Raw genomic sequence first — 22,596 nt, 5'->3', positions numbered from 1 at the left:
GCCGTCGACAGGCTCGGTCCTCTGCTGCACCGCTGCCTCTCAGGGAGCCAGGGACGGACATGACTGGACGACGCGCGTGGGACAGGCAGGGCGCAATCCAGTCATCCCGCACCGTGAAGGCCTGTCATGCCTCCGACCCGCCGATGCTCGCAGCCTGGCGGGAGCGCCCCCGTCAAGGGTAGCGGAACGCCTTGCCGGGCTTGAACAGGTTCACGCTCCACGCTCCGATGCCCGTGAAGCCGTAGCTCGTGGCCGTGTTCCACTCCGTGGTTGCCCACGGATCGAAGGCGCTGAAATTCGCCCAGCCCAGCGGATCGATCGAGTTGTGGCCGCCCGTGTTGGTGCCGGTATCGTCGTTGTTCGCCTGGAAGTTCACGTGATAACCGAGCTCGGGCGCTGCGGCCGTGTGCGCGTTCGTGTTGCTCAGGCGAAATACGCCGGTGTGCAGGTGGCCGAACCCGCCGGTGCAGCCGCCCGCCCCGACATAGCCGAGGATCTGGCCCGATTTCACCGTCTGCCCGTCGACGACGAGCCGCTTGCGCACGTGCGCGTAATACACGACGAACGATTCGCGGTACGTCGCGCTCGAGCCGACGCTGTATTTCACGTAGAGCTCGCCCTGGTTCGGCGTGCCTCCGCAGCCAAACTGGCTGACGTCGCGCACGCGCGAGCCGTTCGTGATCACGACGCCATTCGCGGGCGCGTACAGCGGGCGGCCCTCGTCGAGCGGGTTATCGTACGCGGGCTCGCGCGGTCCGCCCATCTTGGCGCCGAAGCGGTCGACGAACCCCGTGCCGGTGTCCCCATTGCCGAACTGCGCGAGCGGCACCGCCGTGCGGTTGTGCACAAACGGATTCGCCAGGCGCGGCAGCGGCAGCTCGTGGATGAACATCCTGTCGAACAACGGCAGCGCGCCGGCCGACACCTGGAAGATGCACGCGTTCGTGGTCTTGCCGACCGCGCTGTACACCGCCTGGAGCGGCGCCACGCCCGCCGAGCCCGACGGACCGACCCACCCGTCGTTGCACGCCGCGAACACGTGGTTTGCCGCGTTCGTCGAGTACAGGCCCGCGCGCACGATCTTGCCGTTCGGCTTCTGGTTCAGGAGCGTCGTGCACGGCGTCGAGCCGGTCCAGTTGAAGCCCCACGAGCCATCTGGCCAGTGCACGTTGCAGTAACGGCCGGTGTTCGGCGGGTCCGCAGGTGTAAGCGACGCGAGCGACGGCAGGCTGTCCGCGTTGGTGATGGACGTGTTGGGATTGCGCCTGCACACGCCCGGCGTGATCGACGTGGCGACGCCGCCCGAGCAGTGGACGAGCGACGCGTTCTGGTTCGACTGATCGAGGAAGAAGCTCGGCTGGAAGCGGTCGGCGCAGTAGTCGCCGGCGGAGCGCGTCGAGCAGAAGGTGTTCGCCACGGTCTGCACGCACGCCGGATCCTCGCCGTCCGTGAGCCCGTTCCGATCGTTGTCCACGCCGTCGGAGCAGCTCGTCTCGTCGATGCGGATCCGGTTGATCTGCTTCACGCCGTTCCTGTCCTGGATGCCGAACAGGATGTTCGGCGCCGCGGCCGTCAGCGTCAGGTAGCGCTCCGACCCGGTGTTCATCCCGGTCCACAGGTTCTGGCCGTCGAGCAGCGTCGGGTTGGTGCTGATCGTGCCGTTCGTCTCGAGCGCGAACGCGCGCCGCGACCACGCGAGCGTGTTCCCGATCGCCCAGTCATCGGTCCCCGTGCGCGTCAGGCCGGTTCCCGTCACCTGCGTCGCGCCGATGTTCGCGATCGGCGACCCCCAATCGAGGGGCGCGTTGATCGACCTCGCCGACGCCACATAAACATCCTTGCCCGACGCCACGACCTTCACTCCATAGATCGAGCCGTCGCCGCCCTGGATGCGATCGACCTTCACGCTGGTCAGCGCCTGCGACCATGCGCCGATCACCCCGTTCGCCTGCAGCGGCGCGACCCACAGGTTCTTGCTCGCGTCGAGCGTCGCGATCTGCGCGTGGTCGCACGCGATCTCCTTGCTCTTGCCCGCCGTCGCTTGCTTCTTCCAGCTCTGGCCGCTGTCGTTGCTGAACCACAGCGCGTACGTCGGGCCGGCGTTCTGCTCCACGGCGTAGAGCGCCTTCGGGTCGCACGCGGTCAACCCGACGATCTTCGTCATGTCGATGCCGGTGATGTTCGTGATGTTCTCGAACGAGACCAGCGTGCCGTTCTGAAAGATGTTGCCGAGCAACACGACCGAGCGCTGCGTCGCCTCCGACGTGGTCTCCTCGCCCGCCTCGCCGCTCTCGGCCGCGCAGCCGCTCGCCGCGATCGTCCCCAGGGCGAGAGTCATCAGCAGGCCACCACGGCCTTGTCTTCGCGTCGTCATCGATGTTCTCCTTGACCATTGCGCTCCGGCGACCTCGCGGCCTGCGCGTCGCCAGCGCGCTGCGGTGACGGGCGCCACAGCAACGCGTGTGCCGGAGCAATGGGTCGCGAGAGCAGCGCTCCTTCAACGCTCGTCGCAGGATTGCTCGTTTTTCGAGGAGATTTCGTTGTTTGCTCAGGGGGCCTGGCGCGGCCGGCACGCATATCTCTTCTACCGGAAGCAAATTGGTATCGTCCAACGCGAATCAGGTAGGGTCAACCTGTATCCGGCACGGGAGAGGTCGCGAACCTCGCCGAGGATCGAGCCCGCCGTTCGCTCCGATCTGCCGGGCTGTCGTGTCCGGTTCCTACCGCGCAATCCCATGGAAGCGGCGACCGCCGGCAGGTGGAGGCTGCAACCGCCGGCAGGTGGAGGCTGCAACCTCCGGCAGGTGGAGGCTGCAGCCTCCATCACGCACTGCCGTGGAGCTGGATTCGTTGCCGTCCCATGGAAGGGCTCGCTGGCGGCACGGAGCGCTTCTGTGAAATGTCGCTTCAAATCAGCACGGCCCTGTCCACCGCGGCGGACAGGATGCCCGCATTGATGAAGTGACGTGCTCCCGTGCCATCCCTCTTCGACAGATGGCCGCCGGCGTGGTGAATCGCGGCCACCTCCCAGCGGTCGTCGAGCACCGGCGAGCCGCTGGAGCCCGGGAGCGTGTCCGTCGTGTACTGGGCGATCTCCTCCTGGACATCCACGACCTGGTTCTCGCTCAGCGCTCCAGCTCGTTGCCCCCGATCAGATCCCTGAGTTCGTCGAAGAATGTATTATCCATGGGTCTCATCCTTCCTCGAAGGGAAGATCGCGATACCGGCCCGCGAGCCATCGATGCGCGATGGTGACCGCGGCGAGCCATCCGCCGATCACCGCGTAGACGATGCTCATGTGCGACGAAGAATCATCTGCGTTTCTAGATCGATGCGGGTTCCATCCAGAGTTTTATCTCTCTGATCTGGTTAAATGAAAGCTCCATCCAGAGTTTTTCCTCTCTGATCTGGCCAAACAAGGACTATGTCGAGAGAATCATCTCAAAGAACCAGATAATCGCACCCTGAATCCAGAGAATCAGCTCAGAAATCAAGCGAAACGGGCGGGGCGGCGTGCCCGCTCGGTGGCGCGCACGGTCCGCCTCGACTTCCGGTGGCCGGCGTCCCACCACGCGCCTGTCGACGCGCCGCAGCGGCGGTGCTCGAAATCCTCGCGCGCGGCTCTTCGGTCACGGTGAGGCTGGATGGCGCCAGGGAGAGGGCGTACCCGGGCGATTCGGGGCAGGTCGGGGTCGCCATGAACACCGAGCCGGGGCAACGTGTGCTCTCGGCCGATCGACGCACCGCGTCTCGCGCGCTGCGCCGCCTCCGAATGCGCTCCAGCGCCTTCACGACCTCGCCATCCGACGCCCGCGACGCCGCCCGATCCGCGCGCCGCGCACACCTCATCGCGCAGCGAGCCGGCTCCTTCTACTTACGCGCTGCGCCGCGCTCCGGCCGCGGCTCGGCCACGGCCCGCCGCGCGTGCATCCGGCGGGCCAGGTTGGCGGCGCCTCGGCCCGGAGCCAGGGGCTTGCGCAAATTTCGGTGCCAGGCATTGTGCCGGTGCGACGGGCCCTTGGCACCGGGCGAAACCTTCCCGACAATCCCGACCCGTTCAACCCTCGAGAAAACAGTGGAAACGCAAAATTCTACCATCATCTACACGAAGACGGACGAGGCGCCGGCCTTGGCCACCTATTCGCTCCTCCCGATCGTCGAGGCGTTCACGAAGGCCGCCGGGGTCCGGGTCGAGACGCGCGACATCTCCCTGGCGGGCCGCATCCTCGCCAACTTCCCCGAGCGCCTGACGGACAACCAGAAGCTAGGCGACCACCTGGCGGAGCTCGGCGAGCTGGCCAAGACGCCGAACGCCAACATCATCAAGCTACCCAACATCAGCGCCTCCATCCCGCAGCTCGTGGCCGCCATCAAGGAGCTGCAGCAGCAGGGCTATGCCGTGCCGGACTATCCCTCCGAGCCGAAGACGGAGGAGGAGAAGGCGATCAAGGCGCGTTACGCCAAGGTGCTCGGCAGCGCCGTGAACCCCGTCCTGCGCGAGGGCAACAGCGATCGTCGCGCCTCGCCCGCCGTCAAGGACTACGCCAAGAAGCACCCGCACTCGATGGGCGCGTGGAGCCGCGACTCGAAGAGCCACGTCGCTCATATGTCGAGCGGCGACTTCTACGGCAGCGAGAAGTCGGTCGTGGTGGACAAGGCGCAGGAGCTGAAGATCGAGCTCGTGGCCGGCGGCAAGACGACCGTGCTCAAGCCGAGCGTCAAGGTCCAGGCGGGCGAGGTCGTCGACGCCAGCGTGATGAGCGCCAGGGCCCTGCGCGCGTTCTACGCTGAGCAGGTGGCGGACGCGAAGAAGCAGGGAGTGCTGTTCTCGCTGCACCTCAAGGCCACGATGATGAAGGTCAGCGACCCGATCCTCTTCGGGCACGCCGTCAGCGTGTTTTACGCCGATGCGCTCGAGAAGCACGCGGCCACGCTGGCCAAGGTCGGCTTCGACCCGAACAACGGCATCGGCGACCTGTACACGAAGATCCAGGGCTTGCCGGCCGACGAGAAGGCGGCGATCGAGGCGGACATCAAGGCCGTCTACGAGCAACGCCCGACGCTGGCCATGGTCGACTCCGACCGCGGCATCACCAACCTGCACGTGCCCTCGGACGTGATCATCGACGCCTCGATGCCGGCGGCCATCCGCTCCAGCGGCAAGATGTACGGCACGGATGGCAAGCTCTACGACGCCAAGTTCACGATCCCCGATCGCTGCTATGCCGGCATCTACCAGGCGACGATCGAGTTCCACAAGCAGCACGGGGCGTTCGACCCGCGCACGATGGGCACCTCGCCGAACGTGGGGCTCATGGCGCAGGCCGCGGAGGAGTACGGCTCACACGACAAGACCTTCAAGATCGCCGAGAGCGGCACGGTGCGTATCGTCGACGCCTCCGGCAACGCCCTGCTGGAGCAGCAGGTCGAGGCCGGCGACGTCTTCCGCGCGTGCCAGACGAAGGACATCGCGATCAAGGACTGGGTCAAGCTGGCCGTCTCCCGCGCGCGCGCCACGGGCGCCCCGGCGGTGTTCTGGCTCGACGAGAACCGCGCTCACGACAAGAACCTGATCGCCAAGGTCAAGGTCTACCTGTCCGAGCACGACACCAAGGGCCTGGAGCTCCCGATCAAGAGCCCTGTGGAAGCGATCGAGTTCACGCTCGGCCGCATGAAGGAGGGCAAGGACACCATCAGCGTCACCGGCAACGTGCTGCGCGACTACCTGACGGACCTGTTCCCGATCCTGGAGCTGGGCACCAGCGCCAAGATGCTCTCCATCGTGCCGCTGCTGGCCGGCGGCGGCCTGTACGAGACCGGCGCCGGCGGCTCGGCGCCGAAGCACGTCCAGCAGCTGCAGAAGGAGAACTACCTGCGCTGGGACTCGCTCGGTGAGTTCCTGGCGCTGCAGGTGTCGATCGAGGACCTCGCCACCAAGACCAACAACGGAAAGGCCAAGGTGCTCGCCAAGGCGCTGGACACGGCGATCGGCCTGTTCCTCGAGAACAACAAGAGCCCGGCGCGCAAGGTCGGCGAGATCGACAACCGCGGCAGCCACTTCTACCTCGCGCTCTACTGGGCGCAGTCGCTCGCCAAGCAGACCGAGGACAAGGAGCTGGCGGCCAAGTTCGGCAAGCTCGCCCAGACCCTGACGGACAACGGGTCCACGATCGACGCCGAGCTGATCGGCGCGCAGGGCAAGCCCGTCGACCTCGGCGGGTACTACCATTTCGACGACAAGAAGACGTTCGCCGCGATGCGGCCCAGCGCCACGCTGAACGCGGCCATCGACGGCTTCTCCTGAGCCGCGCGGGGCCCCGCCGAGCGCGCGTGTCAACAGGCGACGCGCTCGGCGGCAAGGCCGCTGCCCGCTTCGCGCAGGGCGAGGAGCCCGAAGACGTCGCGAGCGTGATCGTCGAAGCCGTCACCGCCTCCACGCCCAGGCTCCGCTACCAGACCTCCGCGCTGGCGAGCACGAGCGGGCGCGTTCGCTGTTCGCGGAGTCAGGGCTGCCGCAAAGGTCGGTACGCGTGTCGGGACGCGTGTCGACCGCCGCGGCGTCCCGGCACCGGACGGAGTGACACTACGTGTGCCCGGACGTTTACAGGAGAGCATCCGAAATGACACTACGTGTGCCCGAACGTTTACAGGAGAGCATCCGAAATGACACTACGTGTGCCCGGACGTTTACAGGAGAGCGTCCGAAATGACACTACGTGACCCTACGCGTTCACAGCGCGGGGTGCTGGTGAACCTGCGCGCCTGATCCGAGAGGTGCGGAGCCTTCCTGCCGAGGACGCCTGCGCTGCTTTCTTGCTTTCGACGGCGGCCAGCCCACGCCGAGGTTCACGGCCGAGCTCGGCTGCGGGTACAACGTCAGGATGGCCAAAGCCAAGACCAACAACAAAGACACGGGGAAGGCGCCTGCGTCGCCTCCCACGGGGAAGCACTCCTACCGCGCTTGCTACAAGCGCTTCGCCCCGGAGGCCCTCGCGCTTCCGGACCGGGACGTCGAGCTCTGTCGCGCCGACGTCCGGATCGCCTTCGCCAACGTGAAGCAGGGCGTCGCGGCGGCCTGCGCCGATCCGGCGCGGGTCCGCAGGGCGCTGCCCGAGCTGCCGCTCGATGACGTGCTCTCGCTGCCGGATCTCTGCCGGGCGCTCGTGTTCGCCTCGACCCGCGTCACCGCCAGGCCGGCCAGCAGCCGCGAGGTCGAGGCGAAGCTCAAGGTCGTGGCCGAGCTGCGGGAGCCGATGCTCTCGCTCGCCGAGACCCTCGCCAGGCGAGGCCTCCTGCCGAGGGACGTCGTGGCGGAGATCCGTGCCGGCAGCGGCAAGTACGATATGGCCAGCGACGGCATGGCGCTGGCTCATCTGTACGATGAGCACGCGGACGCGCTCCGCGGCAAACACCCCTTCACCCGGGAGGAGTTCGACCAGCTGCGGGAGGCGAGCGAGTGGCTGCTCGACAACCTCACCCCCGACGGCGCCCGCCGGCCCGCCGCGAAGCAGCGCGGCGAGGCCGAGGCGATGCGCGACCGGCTCTGGACGCTCCTGGTCCGGCGCCACGCGGACCTGCGGAAGATTGGCTATTACCTCCACGGCGATGCCTTCGAGGACGTCACTCCGAAGCTCCAGTCGCGGGTCGTCAAGGCCGCGGCGACGGGAGAGGCCGACGAGGAGGAAGCCGACGAGGAGGAGGCCGACGAGGAGGAGGCTGGCGAGGAGGAGGCCGGTGAGGAGGAGACCGCGGAAGCGTCGCCGTGAACGGCCCGCGACCTGAGGTCAGGGTTCCTTCCGCCTGATCGTCCACCGAGGCGGGCCGCGCTCCGCCGCCCGCCTCGGGATCTCGCCGCCGCCTGCCTCGGCCGCGAGTGCATTCCAAGAATCAGCTGCTCTGCTCGACGCTGTGGAGGTGGCACCGCTGCCAGCAGACCGACAAGCGCTTGCGCCTCGCAGGCCGGTGCGCGATGGCGCACGCTCTGGACGGTACGACCCGCGTCCGTGGTCGTGTTCTCGTCTAGATTCCGTTTGACGCCGGATCCCTGTCATCAGAAGAATCGCCTGCGTCGCCACGTTGCTCGCGTGGTTCGGAAGACGGGGAAGAAGACGATGAGGACGACAGACCGGCCGATATCATCGTCGGCAGTGTTCGCTCTCCTGCTCAGTGTCGTTCCGGCGCAGGCAGACGCATCCGAGCTGAGTGCCGGAATTAGCTTCGGGGGGATCCAGGCTGGCACCGTGACGCGCCTGGCGGTGAGTCCGCACGCGGGAATATCGTGGCGCATCAACGGCAACATCCTATTCAATGTTCGCGATCTTCTCAGCGTCGTGCCTCCAATCCAGATAGGTGGGGCCGGTGTCTACAATAGCACCATTGCCGCTCTCGGATATGGCTGGAAGAATGGCGATTTTAGCGCTGGCCCATCCGTTGCGATCTACTTCATGCCGGCTTGCGGAACTACATTGTGTGGGCACGTCGCCGGGATGGCGGTAGGCGCGCATGCGCAGACCAACGCGTACGTTGCAGGACCCCTCGGCGTGTCGGTGAGCGCCAATGTGGATTGGGTCGGCGGGAACAGTCTCGTGCTCCCAGGTTACGTGTCCGTGCTTGTCGTCGTCGGTCCCGTGCTTCGATGGAGTATAAAATGAACGCGAAGTTAATTCTGTTTCCGATTCTGGCTGTCGCCATCTACACGCTGGCGGCCTGCAACTTGACGGTAGGAGAGTGCTATCCCCGCGAGGAGTGGGTGAAGGGCGAAGGTGCAGGGGGACCAGTCGGGCCGCCCGTTCCTGTCTATACCTCCGTCGCGTCGGGGGACTTCGGGGCGGAGCCGCCGAGCGGACCGGAGTACGGCAGCGAGCGCAAGATCCAGTGCAATAAAACGGACGGCGAAGACGAGGACGACGAGGAGAGCCCGAGCGACAGCTCGGAGAGGCCGACAGCTAGCCCGACGAGCCCGCCAGACCCCTGCCAGCAGAGCGGCGCGCCGCAAATGAGCTGCAACATTTCGGTGTTCGAGCCGTCGATGTTTCAGTTTGTTACGACCTTAGCCTACGACGGCACCGTGGCAGGTGGGTGGCAGGAGGCGACGGCGGGGTTAGTGTTCAGACGCGGTGACCGAGGCGTCGACGCGTGTACGGTTCAGATCGGGATGCCATTACGAACGGTGGCTTGGGGGGCGATCTCGGCGGAGAGGGCAGCGCTCATCAGTGCCGATTTGGCGAATCAGATCGCTGCGAAGTTCTACGAAGAAGGACTTACCGATCTTCCGCCTGGTATATTTTGTTCGAAATACAAAAAAGAGATGTATGAACGGTTCGAAAAGCACGAGCAGTATAAGGGCCTCGGCGCAAGGGTTATGAATCCATGAAGTGCAGCGCGAAAGAACTGCTGGACGTCGTCTACAAATATTACCCGCGCGGAATTGATCTTGTTGATGAAGTGGATGTTCAGCGCTACAAAGAAAGCGAAGAGTATGCCCGGATCGTGCAGGCACGGCGGCGCGCGGCAGCGGACGAACGTTGGCCTGCCTTGCTGCGCCGGATCGAAGAGCGGTTCCCTGATACCATTGTTATGAACGATTCGTTCCACCTGCCTACGGGGGCCTTGGACGCTTCGTACTCCTTTTCGGTCTCGCTGCCAAACACGACCGACAGCCGAACGCTGTGGTTTCACGTGAGCTTTCTGGTTCCTTACTATCTCGTCTACAGCTGGCGCCTGGTGCGGTTTGTGAGGCGGCCGGAGAAATTTAGATTTGTGTTTGGTGGTGTGAATTTCTTTGTTTCGCGAAGTCCGCTCGATCCGGAACTTGTATCGGACCTGCGCGATGAAAAGCTACATAGTGTGACATTTTCGGAGGCATACGTCAGCTTCGATTTGTTGGCGGACGAGCTTCCGTACGCAGAGTGGATCGCCCGCGACGTCGAAATGTCATTTGGTTGCGAACGCATGCCGCCGGAGATTGGAACTATCCTCGTTCCAGATGTAGCAGTGAACCTGCGGAATCTCGGGGAGGCTACGCTCTACGATTGCCTGTTTGCGGACAGGCATAGGTGGGTGAATCCATCGCCGTCTGAAGTGCGGACGCCTGGCGTAGAGGTCGATGCGACCAGCCTGACAGGTCGGTTCGTCGCGGTTCTCAATGTGCTGGCGGCGCTCTATAACATCCTGTGGAGCCTGATGCCAGAGGCGCAGGGGGCCTTCTTCGGGGGGGTGACAACAGATGGGGTCCTGCGCAAAGAGGAAGTATTGAGAGTGCTCGCAAAAATTCGGGGGCTCATGGATCCGCCGAAGACTCCCCGAGGCGTCGCTTCGAAGCGCGAGCTCGAAGCTGCCATCCGCGAGCTCGAAGCGCTGGTCGCTTCGTGGGACGGTGAAGGCGCGCCGCCGGTCGCCATGGTCGCCTGGGCATCCAGCTTCCTGGCGAGTTGGCTCGTGGACTCGGCCCTCAAATCCTCCTCGTAGCCGTCGCCGAGATCCGTGCCGTCCTCCCGTGACGTGACTTCGGCTATTCAGGAAACCGAAGCGTCTCGTGGGCCTCGCCGCTCTCTCCCACCGTCATGCTGCCATCGTGGTTCCAGCTGGTGCCCCCCTTGCCCGGCTGTCCGGTCTCGATGGTGACACCCTCGAGCGTGAGCTGGTCCTCGTCGAGGTAGGCGATGCCGATCGAGTCGCCGCCGCGCCCCGGGCCGCCGTATCCGCCGGGCCCTCCTTGGCCGCCCCGGCCACCCGCACAGCCCTGAACGGCGTCCACATCGGCGGCGCCCTGAATGCCTCGGCCGCCTCGGCCGCCTTCCTGGGGTGGCCCTCCGTCGCCGCCCTTGCCGCCGGAGACCGTCGTGATCACGCTGTCGCGCACGGTCACACGGGCGTGAACCGCGAGGACGCCGATGGTCGGACGTCCGTTCGATCCCCCGCGGCCCCCCCGGCCTCCGCAACCGCCGGCACCGCCCGAGCCTCCTCCTCCGCCTCCCTTGGAAGCCGCGCCGCACACGGCCAGCCCGCCCCGGCGACCGCCGCCGCCGCCGCCGCCCTGGCCCGGCGTGCCCCACGTCCCCTCGCCCCCCGTGTCGCCCACCCACCCGGCCTCGGTGAGGCGCCCGATGCCCTTACCGGGCAGGCCCTGCATCCCCGGAGCTCCCCGGCCGCCGTCGAGTCCGTTGTTGCAGAGGGCGTTGTCCTGCTCCCCGGCACCACCGAACCCTGGTTGCGGAGGGTCCCGCGACGGAGCGGGCTCACCATCGCCGCCGTCCTCGGCGCTGTCGGGCAGCCCGTCGCCGCCCTTGCCGCCGGTGCTCGTGTGCCCGCTCTCGCACCGGTTCACAGGCGCAGGCCCGCCGGCGACGACGGCCGCCGAGCACCCCTCCGCAGCGAACATGCCATTCGGCCCGTCCGGTGGGCTGTAGTGAGGCCACATCTCGCCAGCGATGCCTTCCACTGCACCGCCTGCGCGGATCTTACTCCGCAGGATCTCCACCACCGTGTTGGACTGAACGAGCACGCCGAGCGGGCCAAACGCCCGGACTTCGAGATCCGCGAGCATCGATACACCGTCCGCGGCCCCCACGTCCTCGGGGCCCGCGGGCTCGACGACCACCATGGGGTCGGCGATGTCGACGATCGGATCGTGAAAGAATGTGGATCGCGGGATTTCAGGGTCGCGATCCCACCGCCGGCAGTGGAAGCCTCCCAGGAGGTCCACGCCGGAGGGCAGCGTGATCTGATGCACCCTGAATCCATCGTTGCAAATGAACACGCGCCCTCGCCCGGTGCGCGCGAGCTCGACGGCGCGCTCGACGGTGAACACCGGCTTCGCCTTCGTGCCGGGGTTCGCGTCGTCGCCAAAACCGTAGGCTCCGGCGACGAACACGCCGCAGCCGTCGTCGAGGATACCGGCCGCGACATGCTCGACGCAGACCGACTCCGGCGGCGGCTCGTTCTCGCATGAGGTGCCTTCACAAGGCGTCACGCCAGGGTCGTTCACGCCAGGCGCAGTTCCGCAGCCAGTCGCCCACGGGGACAGCAGAAGAACCAACGCAGCCGCGGTGCTCTTTTTCATGTGCGTCTCCTGACGGGGCTTGCCAGCACGGGGCGGTTCATTGAGGCGGCTCCGGGTCTGGCGCATCGAACCGGTACCAGAACTGCGCAGTCCCCTCTCGCCCCTGGCCGAGCCCGCTTTCCCCGGATTCATTGCCGCCGCGGCCACCCTTGCCGGCTTGTCCGGGCAAGACCTTCGCGTCCTCCAAGATGGCCACGGAGGCGCCCACGGAGCCGATGCCGAGCGAGTGGCCCCCGAGACCGCCGCCGGCATCGCCCCCGCGACCGCCGTCGCCGCCAAGGCCGCCGTCGCACCCTGGCGACGTGTCGATCACAGAACCGCGTCCACCTTGGCCGCCGGCCCAGCCAAGGCCTCCCCACTGGCCCGTTCCGCCGACCCCGCCGTTGCCGCCTCTGGCCCCGAGGACCGTGCTGGCATTGACCGTGAGGTCGCTCCCCTGCAAGGCCACGATCGCGATGCTCGCGCCGCCATAGGCGCCGCCCTGGCCCCCCTTGCCACCGCAGCCGCCACTGCCGCCCGATCCGCCGGCCGCACCGGCCTGGGGCTGACCTGCCCGACACGCGTTCCTGGTGGAGTCGCGTCCTCTGCCTCCGCCGCCTCCACCGCCGCCCTGGCCGACACCGCCCCTCTCCCCGTCTTCACCACGGACGCCGACCCATCCGTCAATGTCCAGGAGGCCGGCGCCAGACGCTCCGGCAGCGCGCTCCGCAGGGGCGCCGTCTGCTCCCCGCTGCCCTGCGTTGCACGGCATGCTGGACGCGCCGACGCCACCCAGCCCGCGGTTCTCCGGAGTCCCGACCGGCTCCGGCAGTCCTGACGTCCCGTCGCCGCTCGCCTCGAGGCTTCCACGACCCCCCTCGCCACCCGTCGACTCGATCCCATCGCCGCACACAGTCACGACCGGAATGGCGCCCCGCGCGGCGTCCGCGGTGCAGGCGTCCGCGCCGTTGTTCCCGACTACGCCGGCCTTCGCGCGGAAGCTCGGCGCGTCCTCGCCCGGCTCTCCGTCCTTGCCGTCGCCTGCGAGGATCACGCTCGACTGCACGATCGCCCTGGCCCCATGCTCCAGGAGCATCGCGATCGACGACTTGCCATCCCTCGCGGAGGCGTCGGCGGCCTCGACGCGCACGCCGAAGATCACCGACGTCGCATCCTCCTCCGCGATGACCGCATCGTCTCCTCCGAGGACCCGCACCGGGATCCCCACCGGCGGCGCGATGACGGTCAACGCGTTCTGCTCATCGAGCGGTCCTCCGTAGGACCAGTCGCCGCCGGCACACAGACGGCCGCCCCAGAGGTCGACCCCCTGGGGAAGCGAGATGGCCTCCTCGAACAACCCGCTGCACGCGTACACGCGCCGGGTCGGCGCTTGGCCGTTGCGTCGAACGTGCGCGGCGAGGCCGATCGCGTGTTGCAACGTCCTCACCGGCGCGTCCTTCGTGCCGGGGCTGTTGTCGTTGCCCTCCTCGCTGACGAACACGCCGCACATGTCGAGCGCCATCGCCGTTTTCGGATCCCCGTCACAAGGAGACGGCTCCGGCTCGCACAGATAGTCGTCGGCGCAGGTGTCCGAGTAGCACCCCGTATTGCCGGCCGCGCCGGCCAGACCGAGCGCGACGGACGCCAGCGAGCGGAGGACACCTCGACCGCGACCCACGGATCTAGAACGCATAATCTCGCCTCCGCCTCACCACGCTCCCTCGAGGAGCACCCCCGCCTGTTCGCTCGTTGCCATGGGTACGACGCGGAGGCCAGTTGCTCGCGGCGCGGCACCGAAGACGGCAACCTCGGTGAAAAAAGAGGCCGCCGTCGCCACGCCGAACACGGCGCTGGTCACCAGCGACACCTTGCCGAGGGTCGCGAACAGGTCTCGCTCGTTCACCTGGTCGTGAATGTCGGCGCACGCCGCGGGGGCGCTCGCGTCCCGGCAGGTGTGCGACGTCCATCCCTGCGCGCGGCGTGTGGTGTCTGCCTCGCGGAGGTCGCCGTGGACGACGTGAGCGCGCAGGAGGAAGACCGCACCGGCCGCCGCCGTGGCCGTCGTCACCGCGATGCCGCCGATCCGCGCCGTCCCCGGCCAGGAAGCCCACGGGCTGGGAGGCCGCGCCTGCGCAGCCGCCGGAGAGCGCGGGGCGCGCGGCGTTTCGCTCGGTGAGACCGGAGCGTCCTCCTTGGCGCTGCTCACTGACGCGCGCGGACAATGGAGCGAAATCTCGTGCTCCGCCTTCGGCACGGTGCGCACGGTCTGGAACGCATCTTCGCGGCCCGGTGCTCGGGCCCGCACCGTGTGCAGGCCGGGCTCGACGAACAGCGTATAGACGCGTGCGACGCGGCCGATGGGCTTTCTGTCGACGATCACCTCGGCGTCCGGCGGGTCGACGGAGACACGGAGCTTCGCGACGTGCTGTATTGCCTTGCGCTGCCCTTCCTCGAATCGCTTCTGCAGCGCGCCCGGCAGCGCCTCGCGCTGCTCGAGGCTCCAGGCGAGGAGTTCGGCAGCATCGCGGTATTTGCCCAGCGCGAGCTCGCAGAGGCCGAGCTCCCCGGCGATCTCCGCCCGCTCGCGCTCCGTGGTGGACGCCGGGTCTGCTGCCTCAAGGGCCGCCTTGTAGGCGGCGTGTGCCGCAGTCAAATCCCCCGCTGCGCGCGCCCTCTGGCCACGGCGAACATGCTCCTTCACCGTCGCGTGCTCTCTCGACCTTGTCGTCGATGAGCCGCCCTGGGCGCGTGCTGCGCTCGTAAGGCATGTCGATGGCCCGATCGCAAGGAGAATCGAGAGGAACTGTGGAGCGCAACGCATGTCACGACCGTAGTCGTGTCAACTGCTCGGCGTCAACAGCGGGTGAAATCGCCCTGCGCGTGCATTTGCCGCGAGAAATTTCAGCGCGAGCTAGCAATGTTGTCATCTCTCCTGGGCGCCGAGTGCTGCGCGAGTGCGCAGGTGGCGCACGGGGACACATTGTCCTACCAAAATGACCCGGACCGTTCACTTTTCTGACCCCGGGAGGGCCGCTCAGACGTGCTACCGGCATGGGCAAGCCAGCAGGGACCTTCAGCAGCTTCGAGCTCTTCCGGCGCCTGGCGAGGCGCTTCGGGGTCCCGGCGCGCGATGCCGAGGACGTCGCGCAGGACGCGCTGCTGCGGGGGCTCGACGCGGAGGGACGGATCGAGGCAGGCGGGGACCCGGCGCCGTACCGCGTCGCGATCGCGGCCAACCAGGCGCGCGACCATGTTCGAAGCGCGCGCCGCCTGCGAGAGGTGCTGACGCCGTCGGGCGACCTCGAGCTTCACGACGACCACCCCACGCCGGAAGAGCTGCTCAGGTGGCGCGAGCGGGAAGCCGTGTTGCGGGAGCTCATCGACGGTGTCGAGCCGAAGTACCGGGACATCTTGATCAAGCACGACCTTGAGGAGATCCCGCTGGCCCAGATCGCCGTGGAGCTCGGGCTCCACCCTGACGCCGTGAAGACGCTGCACCGTCGAGCCCGCGAGCAGCTGGAGGAGGCGGCGCAGCGCCGGAGGGCGAAGCAACGCTCGCGCGGATGGGACGAAACTCCCTGCGTCGTTCCGTTCGGGCTCACTCCACGCCAGGGGAGGATGGCCTCCCTGCTCCGCTGGAGTTGGAGGTTTCTGTTGCAAGGTGCGACCATCGTGCTCATGAGCGCCATCGTCATTGCTGTGACCTCCTCGTCCACGCTGCAGGCGTGGGTTCGCTCGGCTCTCGATGACGGTTGGCCCGCGCTGTCGGGGCAGGCCTCCGCGCCGCTCCCCGCGGAGCGCCGCGCCGGGCAGACGGGGACGTCCTCCGCATCACCCGCAGCGCAGGCCGATGCGCTCCCCATGGAGCGCGGCGCCGGACAGGATGGCGCCGGAGCGACCACGACGCCGCCTCCGTCGGTAACGGCTGCTTCTCGTGCGTCGTCCTCGACGACGCACGAGAAGCAGGCGATCAGCGCGCGCGAGAGGAGCCTGATCAGCCAGGCCCGGAGGGCCATCGAGGCTCGCAGCCCAGAGGCGGATCTCGAGGCCCACCGGCTGCTCGAGGCACACGCGGAGGAGTTCCCGCGCGGTCGGCTCGCCGCGGAGCGCGAAGAGATGCTCAGGCAGCTTCGCTGACAGGTCGGCTGACCATCGACAGCCAAGCCAGCAGTGCGGTCGGTGCTGTCGCCGGGCAGAACGAGGCCGGGTTCCGCCATGCGTCGGACAAGAATGCTCACGGTTCAGGAGGGAAGATGGAGGACATGCTGGGTGCGATGTGGCTCGTCTCGCCGCTCGGGCTCGCGATGATCGCCTGCGTCGCGATCGGGTTCGCGGTCACCGCGCGCGAAGCGCTGGGACGCGAGCGCGGGCTTCGTGAGGCGCGCGAGCACGCGCACGAGGACGAGGTGTCAGCCCTCACCGAGGCGAAGGAGAAGGCGGAGCGGGAGCGGGACAGCTACCGTCGCCTGCTCGGTGAGCCCACCACCCGGCGCGAGGGCTCGGCGCGTCCGGCGGCGCCGCCCGCGCCGACCTCGGTACCGCCGAGTCCGCTCGCGATACCCCCTCGCGCATTCGATGCTCCTCCGCCTGTGGTGCCATCTCCTGAGCGCGCTGCCGAGAGCCCGCGGGCCAAGCTCCCGCCGCCTCCACAGCTGCGGCTGCGATCGCCGCTCCCCGCTCGCGCCGGGGCGGGGGCCGAGCCCGCGCGTCGCGCTGCCGACCTGACGAGCTTCCCGCTACAGCACGAAGATGGTGGCGAAAGCCCTGCACGCGGCTCCGATTGGGAGGACGTCGAGCGCTCACCGCTGAACACGACCCTGCCGGGCGTAGGAAGCGGAGGATGAGTGGAATCCGAGGACCAAAGATCGAAGCTCAAGCCATTGGTTCAACGAATGGAATGGCGTGTTGTCCCGTTGAGCAAGGGGCACGTGCAGGCGCTCATCGAAGAAGGATTCAATGCCTACCACAGCGCTCCAGCGGGTAAGGTGGCGGCGGCGCTCCTCTCGTTCGCTCGATCGGTCCTGGACGAGGCGACTCCTGGATGGCAGAGCGAGCCTGAAGCTCCCGAAGACCGCGCGCCGATCTGCCGCATCTCACCGCTCGAGGAAGCGATGAACCGTTGGGCCTGTGGCGACGAAGAAGGGCGACGGCGGGTACTCGCAATCCTCGACGCGATGGGCGCGAAGGACCCCGCCGCCCGCGCTGCGCACGCGGTCCTGGCCTGGGGCGCGCAAGTATACGAGCTCGCGACGAGAGCGGGCGTACACGGTTAGCCTGCGCCGGTGCTCTGGTGAGGGCACCACTCGGCTGGTCGGATCAGCGCGCCGCGCGCGCCGCTCAGCGGGTGACGCTGGTGTCCGGCCCGGCGCCCTTGGGGGGCTCATAAGGCTCGGGGCTCTTTCCGACGGTCCTGAGGTTCACGAGCTTGTTGAGCAGGTCGAACCAGAACGGCGCGCCGAGGGAGGCGGCGGCCGCGGTGATGAGGATGCCCGGGGTCAGGAGCCTGTCGAGCACCCCGCGGATCCAGCCGACGATGCCCTGACCGAGGATCGCCGCGATCGCGCTCCAGAGCTTCGGGACGCTCGTGTGCTCGGGGGCCTTCACGCCCCAGGTGATCTCGACGTCGAGCCCGGTGAGCCGGGAGCGAGCGCCGCTTCCTTCGGCGATCGCGGCCATGATGTCCTCGTTCTGGTCGACGCCGCCGGCCTGGGGCGCGGGGCGGGGCGGGGACTTCGCGATCTCCTGCGCCGCCGCGATCAGCCGGGCGCGCACCACTGCGTCGCGCGAGAGGGCGCCCGCGAGGCGGATGCTGTCGACGTTGAACCCGACGCAGAGGACGAGCGCCGTCGCGCTGATGATCAGCTGCGCGCGGCGCTTGTACCGGCCGGCGGCCCGGTCCATGGCGTCATTGAACCAGCGCTCCAGCCGGATGTTGGCCTCGCGCATGTCCTTGACCGTGGAGTCGACGATCGTGGTGAGGGCGCGCCGGAGATCGCTCTTCGGCGGCATGCTCCGGATGATGTTCTTCAGCTCGTCGAGCGGGTCCTCGTCGCGGCTCGGCGCCGCCGCGATCTCGCCCGGCGCAGGCGCGGCGGCGCTCGCCTGCGGCGGAGGGACGCCGTCGCTCGCCTGCTGCAGGGGCGCGGAAGCGGCGTCGCCCGCCGGCGCAGGCGCGGCGCCGGTCTGCGCAGGTGCGGCGCCGGCCTGCGCGGGCAGCGCCGCGGCGCTGTCGGGCCACGGGACCTGCCGCAGGGTGTCGATGAGCGCGGCCACGAACGCGTGCGACGGGATGTAGGACGGCCCTACCCAGCCGTACTTGAGATCCTTGATCAGCGGGTGCTCGCGGAGCTTCGCCGCGAGCGGGCTCGGGAGCGGCCCCGGCATCACCCGGGTGCGCACGAGCTCGACAGCGCGCCGCGCCGCGCGCCTCATGACCTGCTCCGGCGGAGAGCTCTTGGGGGCGGCGGTGTCGGCGGCGCCGGGCGATTGCTTCACGTGCGCGTCGAGCTCGCTGTCGGCCAGCATGATCTCGATGCTCTGCGCCAGGTTGAGCGCGCGCAGCCGGAGCACGCCAGCGAGCGCCTCGTGGATGGCCGAGCAGAGGACGCTGAGCAGGAAGAAGACGCTGACGAGGCCGATCGCGATGTCGAGGGTCGTTCCCATGGGCATCCGGAAGGGCAGGGCGCGCGGCGGCGCGAGGCGCAGGCCGGCGCGCGCCGCGCGCTCCCCCGGCCAGCAGGGACAGGGAGGAAGAGGCGGCCCTGCGAGCGCCCGCTCCCCGCCGCGGCCCGACCAGCATCTCCCCTCCGCGGCCCGATAAGCATACGCCACCCGGCGCCGCGGAGCGAGCGCGAGCGCGCTCGCTCCATCGCGTCATCCATCGCGTCATCCCGTGCTCGATACCGCGGGATCTTGATCTACCATCACGCCCCCGTGACGAGCTCCACGCTACCCCCCGAGTCGCGGCGCAGCAGCGCGCCGCAGCAGCGCGCCTCCTGGGTCCAGGAGAAGGCCGACCTCGACCGGCCGACGCTGCGGCCCAGGCGCGACAGGCTCGGGCACGAGCCGCCGCCGGCGTCGCCGCCCGGGACGCTCGTCATCGAGGACACGCGGCGGCCGAAGATCTTCGTCATCGACTACGACGCCGAGGTCGTGTCCGAGAAGGAGATCCAGAGCGTCGACGGGTGCATCCCCTACCTCACGGACGACCGGCCCTCCATCACGTGGGTCGATGTCCGGGGGCTCGGGCACAAGGCGACCTTCGAGCGGCTGGGCGAGATCTTCCATGTCCACCCGCTCGCGCTGGAGGACATGGTCAACGTGCCCCAGCGGCCGAAGGCGGACGTCTACGGCGGCGAGCACGTCCTCATCATCGCGCGGATGGCGCAGGTCGACGAGCGCTGCGTGCTGCGCACCGAGCAGCTGGCCATCCTGGTCGGCAAGAGCTTCGTCCTGACGGTGCAGGAAGAGGCCGACTGGGACGTCATGGAGGCCGTGCGGGAGCGAATCCGCACCGGCCGGGGCTCGATCCGGGAGCGGGGCGCCGATTACCTGGCGTACGCGCTGCTCGACGCGGTGGTCGACGGCTTCTTCCCGGTGCTCGAGCGGCTCGGCGAGCACATCGAGGACCTGGAGATCGAGGTCATCGACGCGAAGCGCCGGATGTCGAAGCCGATCCACGATCTGAAGCGGGATCTGCTCACGCTCCGGCGCGCCATCTGGCCGCAGCGCGATCTCGTCAACGCGCTGCTCCGCGAGGACAACCCGCTCATCTCCAAGGACACGCGGCTCTACCTGCGCGACACATACGATCACGCGGTGCAGCTGATGGACATGGTCGAGACCTACCGCGAGCTGAGCTCGGGCCTCATGGATCTCCACCTCTCCGGGATGTCGAACCGGATGAACGAGATCATGAAGGTGCTCACGATCATCTCGACGATCTTCCTCCCGGTCACCGCCATTGCGGGCATCTACGGGATGAACTTCCACCACGAGAGCTCGCCGTACAACATGCCGGAGCTCGACTGGTATTACGGCTATCCGTTCGTATGGTGCCTGATGCTGGCGAGCGTCGTCGGGCTGCTCACGTACTATCGCCGCAAGGGCTGGATCAGGAAGGACGACGACGGCGCCTGAGCGGCGGCGAGCGCGGCGCGTCAGCGCTCCTTCGCGGGCGCGTAGAACGCGAGGTTCCCGAGCAGGCGCGGATCGCCGGGGCGGCGCGCGAGGGCCTTGCGCAGCGCCGCCTCGCCGGCGGCGAGCTCGCCGACGTGGAACGCGCTGGTGGCGACGAGGTCGAGCAGCTTGTGGTCGTAGACCTCGGCGTCCACGAAGAGGGTGGCCTGGGCGGGGAAGGGGAGGGCGGCGCCGCGGGAGGCGAAGAGGTAGGTGAGCGGCCAGCACCGCTGTCCGTACCAGTGCCAGGCGACGGCGAAGAGCGGCTCGGCGCGGTGCGGGCTGTGGGCGTGGGCGTCGAGGTAGCGCTGCTGCACCTCGGGCCAGGGGCGCCCGAGCGCGGCGGCGGCGCGCGCCATGCGGAACAGCGATTCGTAGACTTCCTCGTGCCAGCCGCCGAGCGCGGCGCGCCGCTCGTAGGCCTCGAACGCCTCCGCGTGCCGGCCGAGGCACTCCAGCGTCTGCGCGAGGTAGAAGGCGGCGCGGCCGTCGCGGGGGGATCGGGCCAGCGCGGCGGAGAGCAGCTCCAGGTCGCGCTGCCACCTCCGGGTCTGGGCGGCGGCGTCGCGGCGAGAGAGGTCGTGGACGATGTGGGCGTCGGGGACGCGGATCGAGGGGGGCGGCTCGCCCTCCCTGGAGAGCACCTCGTGGGTGGCGCCGACGTAGCGCCACCCGGCCGAGGCGCGGGCGAGCCGGGCGGAGTCGTAGACGGAATCGCCGTAGCGCACGCGGACGTGGTAGGCGCCGTGCCCCGGGCCCGACGCGTCGCGGCGCTCCTCGCAGAAGCGACGGAGCGCGCCGCCGGCGACGAGGCGCTCGTCGCCGCTCAGCATGAGGGTGAACACGGCCGCGTCGCCCGCGAGGTCGAGGGCGCGGCTGCGCGTCGCGCCGAAGTCGACGAAGGGCTCCTCGACGAGATCGCCGGGGACGCCCGCCATGGCGGCGCGCGCGAGGGCCTGTGTGCCGTCGGTGGAGCCGGTGTCGAGGAGGGTGAACCGGTCGACGTGGGGCCTGGCCGAGGCGAGGGTCTCGCGGATGGAGGGGGCCTCGTCCTTGACGATCATGACGAGCGCGAGGAGGGGGGGCGTCACGGGGGCAGTATGCCGCCGGACGCCGGTGGGCCGGGGGTTTTAAAAAGTGAAGAGGGGGTGGGCGCGCGCACGCGCGCACCACCTCGCGCGCGCCGGAGCGGGAGAGGTGACGCGCGGCGGCGGAGGTGTGGGCGCTGTTTGCGAATTGGTCGCGGCCCTTTCGTTCTGTATACTCTGCTTGTCGTCTCAATGAGCATGCGCGGACGCTGGAGTGCTCTCCTTTTCATCGGCTTCATCGGCGCTGCGGCGGTCCTCGCGCTCGCCGGCAGCGCGGAGCGCGCCTCGCCCGATTCGGGCTCTGCTCCCGGGGGGCACGGACCGCCGGGCCGCCCGCGCTTCGAGAGGGCGCTCGACGTGGAGGTGTTCCAGCGCGGGAACATCCACACCCACACGTCCCTGAGCGACGGGGACAGCGAGCCGCGCGACGTCGTCCGCTGGTACCGCGAGAACGGGTATTCCTTCGTGGCGCTGACAGACCACAACCAGCGCGTCGATCCTGCGATGTTCCAGGAACCCTCGTCGACGTCGAGCTTCGCCGTGATCCCCGGCGAAGAGGTCACGATGTGGGCAGAGGGGAAGGCCGTGCACGTGAACGCGCTCTGCACGCGGGCGACGATCGGCGGGGGCGCCTTCATGACCAAGGGGGAGGCGCTGAAGTGGGCGATCGGGCGTGTGCGGGCGGAGGGGGGCGTGGCGCTCATCAACCATCCGAATTTCGACTGGTCGTTATCCGCCGGCGACCTCCTGGCGGCGCCTGCGGCGGAGCTCCTCGAGATCCACAGCGGGCACCCGTACGTGTACACGGACGGCGACGCGACGCGCCCGTCGCACGAGGCGTTATGGGATGCGGTGCTGACGGTGCGCGGCGCCGCGGGAGGGGGGATCGTCGGCGTCGCGGTGGACGATCTGCACCAGCTCACGGCCGGGTCGGGCGCGCCGCCCGCGGGGCCCGGCCGCGGGTTCATCGAGGTGTTCTCGCGGGAGGCGTCGCGCGCCGCGATTTGCAGCGCGCTCGCCAGGGGGCGGCTCTACGCGTCGTCCGGGGCGAGGCTGCGGAGGATCGCGATCGCCGGGGACGCCTTCTCGGTCTGGCCTGTGGCGGCGGGCGCGGTTGTCGAGTTCGTCGGGCGGAGCGGGCGCGTGCTGGAGCGGCAGCAGCCCACGGCGGGGCGGGCGACCTACCGGCTCCGCGGCGGGGAGCGGTACGTGCGGGCGCGGATCACGCGGCCGGACGGGAAGCGAGCGTGGACGCCGGCGTACGCGACCGTGGAGCCGTGAGCGCCGCGG

At 68.7% G+C, this 22,596-nt stretch carries 16 protein-coding genes; 9 read left to right on the top strand and 7 right to left on the bottom strand.

What is annotated here, in order from left to right:
• Positions 1-172: 172 nt before the first annotated feature.
• Positions 173-2,374 carry a peptidoglycan DD-metalloendopeptidase family protein gene (locus WMF22_RS36685; RefSeq protein WP_437294594.1) on the bottom strand — a complete coding sequence of 734 codons (2,202 nt, stop codon included), beginning with the start codon at positions 2,372-2,374 and terminating at the stop codon, positions 173-175.
• Between the two features lie 533 nt (positions 2,375-2,907).
• Positions 2,908-3,177: a trypsin-like serine peptidase gene (locus tag WMF22_RS36680; protein WP_437301656.1), complete on the bottom strand. Its 270-nt coding sequence runs from the start codon at positions 3,175-3,177 to the stop codon at positions 2,908-2,910.
• 898 nt (positions 3,178-4,075) lie between these two features.
• On the opposite strand from WMF22_RS36680, the gene WMF22_RS36675 reads away from it, so the two are divergent.
• From WMF22_RS36675 to WMF22_RS36660, 4 genes are all read left to right on the top strand, one after another.
• On the top strand, positions 4,076-6,304 hold the full coding sequence (locus WMF22_RS36675; RefSeq protein ID WP_438032766.1) for an NADP-dependent isocitrate dehydrogenase: 2,229 nt from the start codon (positions 4,076-4,078) through the stop codon (positions 6,302-6,304).
• A 577-nt stretch (positions 6,305-6,881) separates the two neighbouring features.
• A complete protein-coding gene (locus WMF22_RS36670; RefSeq protein ID WP_438032765.1) occupies positions 6,882-7,766 on the top strand; it encodes a hypothetical protein in 885 nt (294 codons plus the stop codon).
• Positions 7,767-8,647: 881 nt separating this feature from the next.
• Positions 8,648-9,373, top strand: a complete 726-nt coding sequence (locus WMF22_RS36665) for a hypothetical protein (RefSeq protein ID WP_438032764.1) — start codon at positions 8,648-8,650, stop codon at positions 9,371-9,373.
• Entirely contained in the window at positions 9,370-10,467 is a 1,098-nt protein-coding gene (locus tag WMF22_RS36660) for a hypothetical protein (protein ID WP_438032763.1), read from the top strand. Before WMF22_RS36665 ends, WMF22_RS36660 begins: the two co-directional genes overlap by 4 nt.
• Before the next feature lie 43 nt (positions 10,468-10,510).
• Here WMF22_RS36660 and WMF22_RS36655 read toward each other — a convergent pair whose 3' ends face one another.
• Genes WMF22_RS36655 through WMF22_RS36645 form a run of 3 tightly spaced genes read right to left on the bottom strand, consistent with a single transcriptional unit; the run spans position 10,511 to position 14,693 of the window.
• Complete coding sequence (locus WMF22_RS36655) at positions 10,511-12,061, bottom strand: hypothetical protein (protein WP_438032762.1); 1,551 nt, start codon at positions 12,059-12,061, stop codon at positions 10,511-10,513.
• Positions 12,062-12,098: 37 nt separating this feature from the next.
• Positions 12,099-13,733: a hypothetical protein gene (locus WMF22_RS36650; RefSeq protein WP_438032761.1), complete on the bottom strand. Its 1,635-nt coding sequence runs from the start codon at positions 13,731-13,733 to the stop codon at positions 12,099-12,101.
• A gap of 15 nt (positions 13,734-13,748) precedes the next feature.
• A complete protein-coding gene (locus WMF22_RS36645) occupies positions 13,749-14,693 on the bottom strand; it encodes a hypothetical protein (protein WP_438032760.1) in 945 nt (314 codons plus the stop codon).
• Between the two features lie 398 nt (positions 14,694-15,091).
• Between WMF22_RS36645 and WMF22_RS36640 the strand changes: the two genes are divergently transcribed.
• The 3 genes from WMF22_RS36640 to WMF22_RS36630 all read left to right on the top strand — a co-directional run bounded on the left by WMF22_RS36640 (position 15,092) and on the right by WMF22_RS36630 (position 17,313).
• Entirely contained in the window at positions 15,092-16,177 is a 1,086-nt protein-coding gene (locus tag WMF22_RS36640) for an RNA polymerase sigma factor (protein ID WP_438032759.1), read from the top strand.
• A 116-nt stretch (positions 16,178-16,293) separates the two neighbouring features.
• Positions 16,294-16,884 carry a hypothetical protein gene (locus WMF22_RS36635; protein WP_438032758.1) on the top strand — a complete coding sequence of 197 codons (591 nt, stop codon included), beginning with the start codon at positions 16,294-16,296 and terminating at the stop codon, positions 16,882-16,884.
• A complete protein-coding gene (locus tag WMF22_RS36630) occupies positions 16,885-17,313 on the top strand; it encodes a hypothetical protein (RefSeq protein ID WP_438032757.1) in 429 nt (142 codons plus the stop codon).
• 64 nt (positions 17,314-17,377) lie between these two features.
• Here the strand turns inward: WMF22_RS36630 and WMF22_RS36625 are convergent, their stop codons facing one another.
• Entirely contained in the window at positions 17,378-18,703 is a 1,326-nt protein-coding gene (locus tag WMF22_RS36625) for a hypothetical protein (RefSeq protein WP_438032756.1), read from the bottom strand.
• Between the two features lie 270 nt (positions 18,704-18,973).
• Between WMF22_RS36625 and corA the strand changes: the two genes are divergently transcribed.
• Positions 18,974-20,179, top strand: coding sequence for a magnesium/cobalt transporter CorA (gene corA, locus WMF22_RS36620; RefSeq protein ID WP_438032755.1), 1,206 nt, complete (start codon positions 18,974-18,976; stop codon positions 20,177-20,179).
• 20 nt (positions 20,180-20,199) lie between these two features.
• On the opposite strand, the gene WMF22_RS36615 is transcribed toward corA, so the two are convergent.
• The gene (locus tag WMF22_RS36615) at positions 20,200-21,309 is read right to left on the bottom strand and encodes a glycosyl transferase (RefSeq protein WP_438032754.1); all 1,110 of its coding nucleotides are present in this window, start codon (positions 21,307-21,309) and stop codon (positions 20,200-20,202) included.
• A 189-nt stretch (positions 21,310-21,498) separates the two neighbouring features.
• On the opposite strand from WMF22_RS36615, the gene WMF22_RS36610 reads away from it, so the two are divergent.
• Positions 21,499-22,587 carry a PHP domain-containing protein gene (locus tag WMF22_RS36610; RefSeq protein ID WP_438032753.1) on the top strand — a complete coding sequence of 363 codons (1,089 nt, stop codon included), beginning with the start codon at positions 21,499-21,501 and terminating at the stop codon, positions 22,585-22,587.
• Positions 22,588-22,596: the final 9 nt, after the last annotated feature.

Origin of the sequence: Sorangium sp. So ce204, assembly GCF_051526795.1 — a bacterium.
Taxonomy (GTDB): domain Bacteria; phylum Myxococcota_A; class Polyangia; order Polyangiales; family Polyangiaceae; genus Sorangium; species Sorangium cellulosum_B.
This window is presented reverse-complemented; position numbering and strand designations above follow the sequence as displayed.

What these genes read in the sequence shown, in the direction of transcription:
- WMF22_RS36685 (WP_437294594.1), bottom strand. Translation starts at nt 2,374, where the DNA reads ATGACGACGCGAAGACAAGGCCGTGGTGGCCTGCTGATGACTCTCGCC.
- WMF22_RS36670 (WP_438032765.1), top strand. Translation starts at nt 6,882, where the DNA reads ATGGCCAAAGCCAAGACCAACAACAAAGACACGGGGAAGGCGCCTGCG.
- WMF22_RS36665 (WP_438032764.1), top strand. Translation starts at nt 8,648, where the DNA reads ATGAACGCGAAGTTAATTCTGTTTCCGATTCTGGCTGTCGCCATCTAC.
- WMF22_RS36660 (WP_438032763.1), top strand. Translation starts at nt 9,370, where the DNA reads ATGAAGTGCAGCGCGAAAGAACTGCTGGACGTCGTCTACAAATATTAC.
- WMF22_RS36655 (WP_438032762.1), bottom strand. Translation starts at nt 12,061, where the DNA reads ATGAAAAAGAGCACCGCGGCTGCGTTGGTTCTTCTGCTGTCCCCGTGG.
- WMF22_RS36650 (WP_438032761.1), bottom strand. Translation starts at nt 13,733, where the DNA reads ATGCGTTCTAGATCCGTGGGTCGCGGTCGAGGTGTCCTCCGCTCGCTG.
- WMF22_RS36640 (WP_438032759.1), top strand. Translation starts at nt 15,092, where the DNA reads ATGGGCAAGCCAGCAGGGACCTTCAGCAGCTTCGAGCTCTTCCGGCGC.
- WMF22_RS36635 (WP_438032758.1), top strand. Translation starts at nt 16,294, where the DNA reads ATGGAGGACATGCTGGGTGCGATGTGGCTCGTCTCGCCGCTCGGGCTC.
- WMF22_RS36625 (WP_438032756.1), bottom strand. Translation starts at nt 18,703, where the DNA reads ATGGGAACGACCCTCGACATCGCGATCGGCCTCGTCAGCGTCTTCTTC.
- WMF22_RS36610 (WP_438032753.1), top strand. Translation starts at nt 21,499, where the DNA reads ATGAGCATGCGCGGACGCTGGAGTGCTCTCCTTTTCATCGGCTTCATC.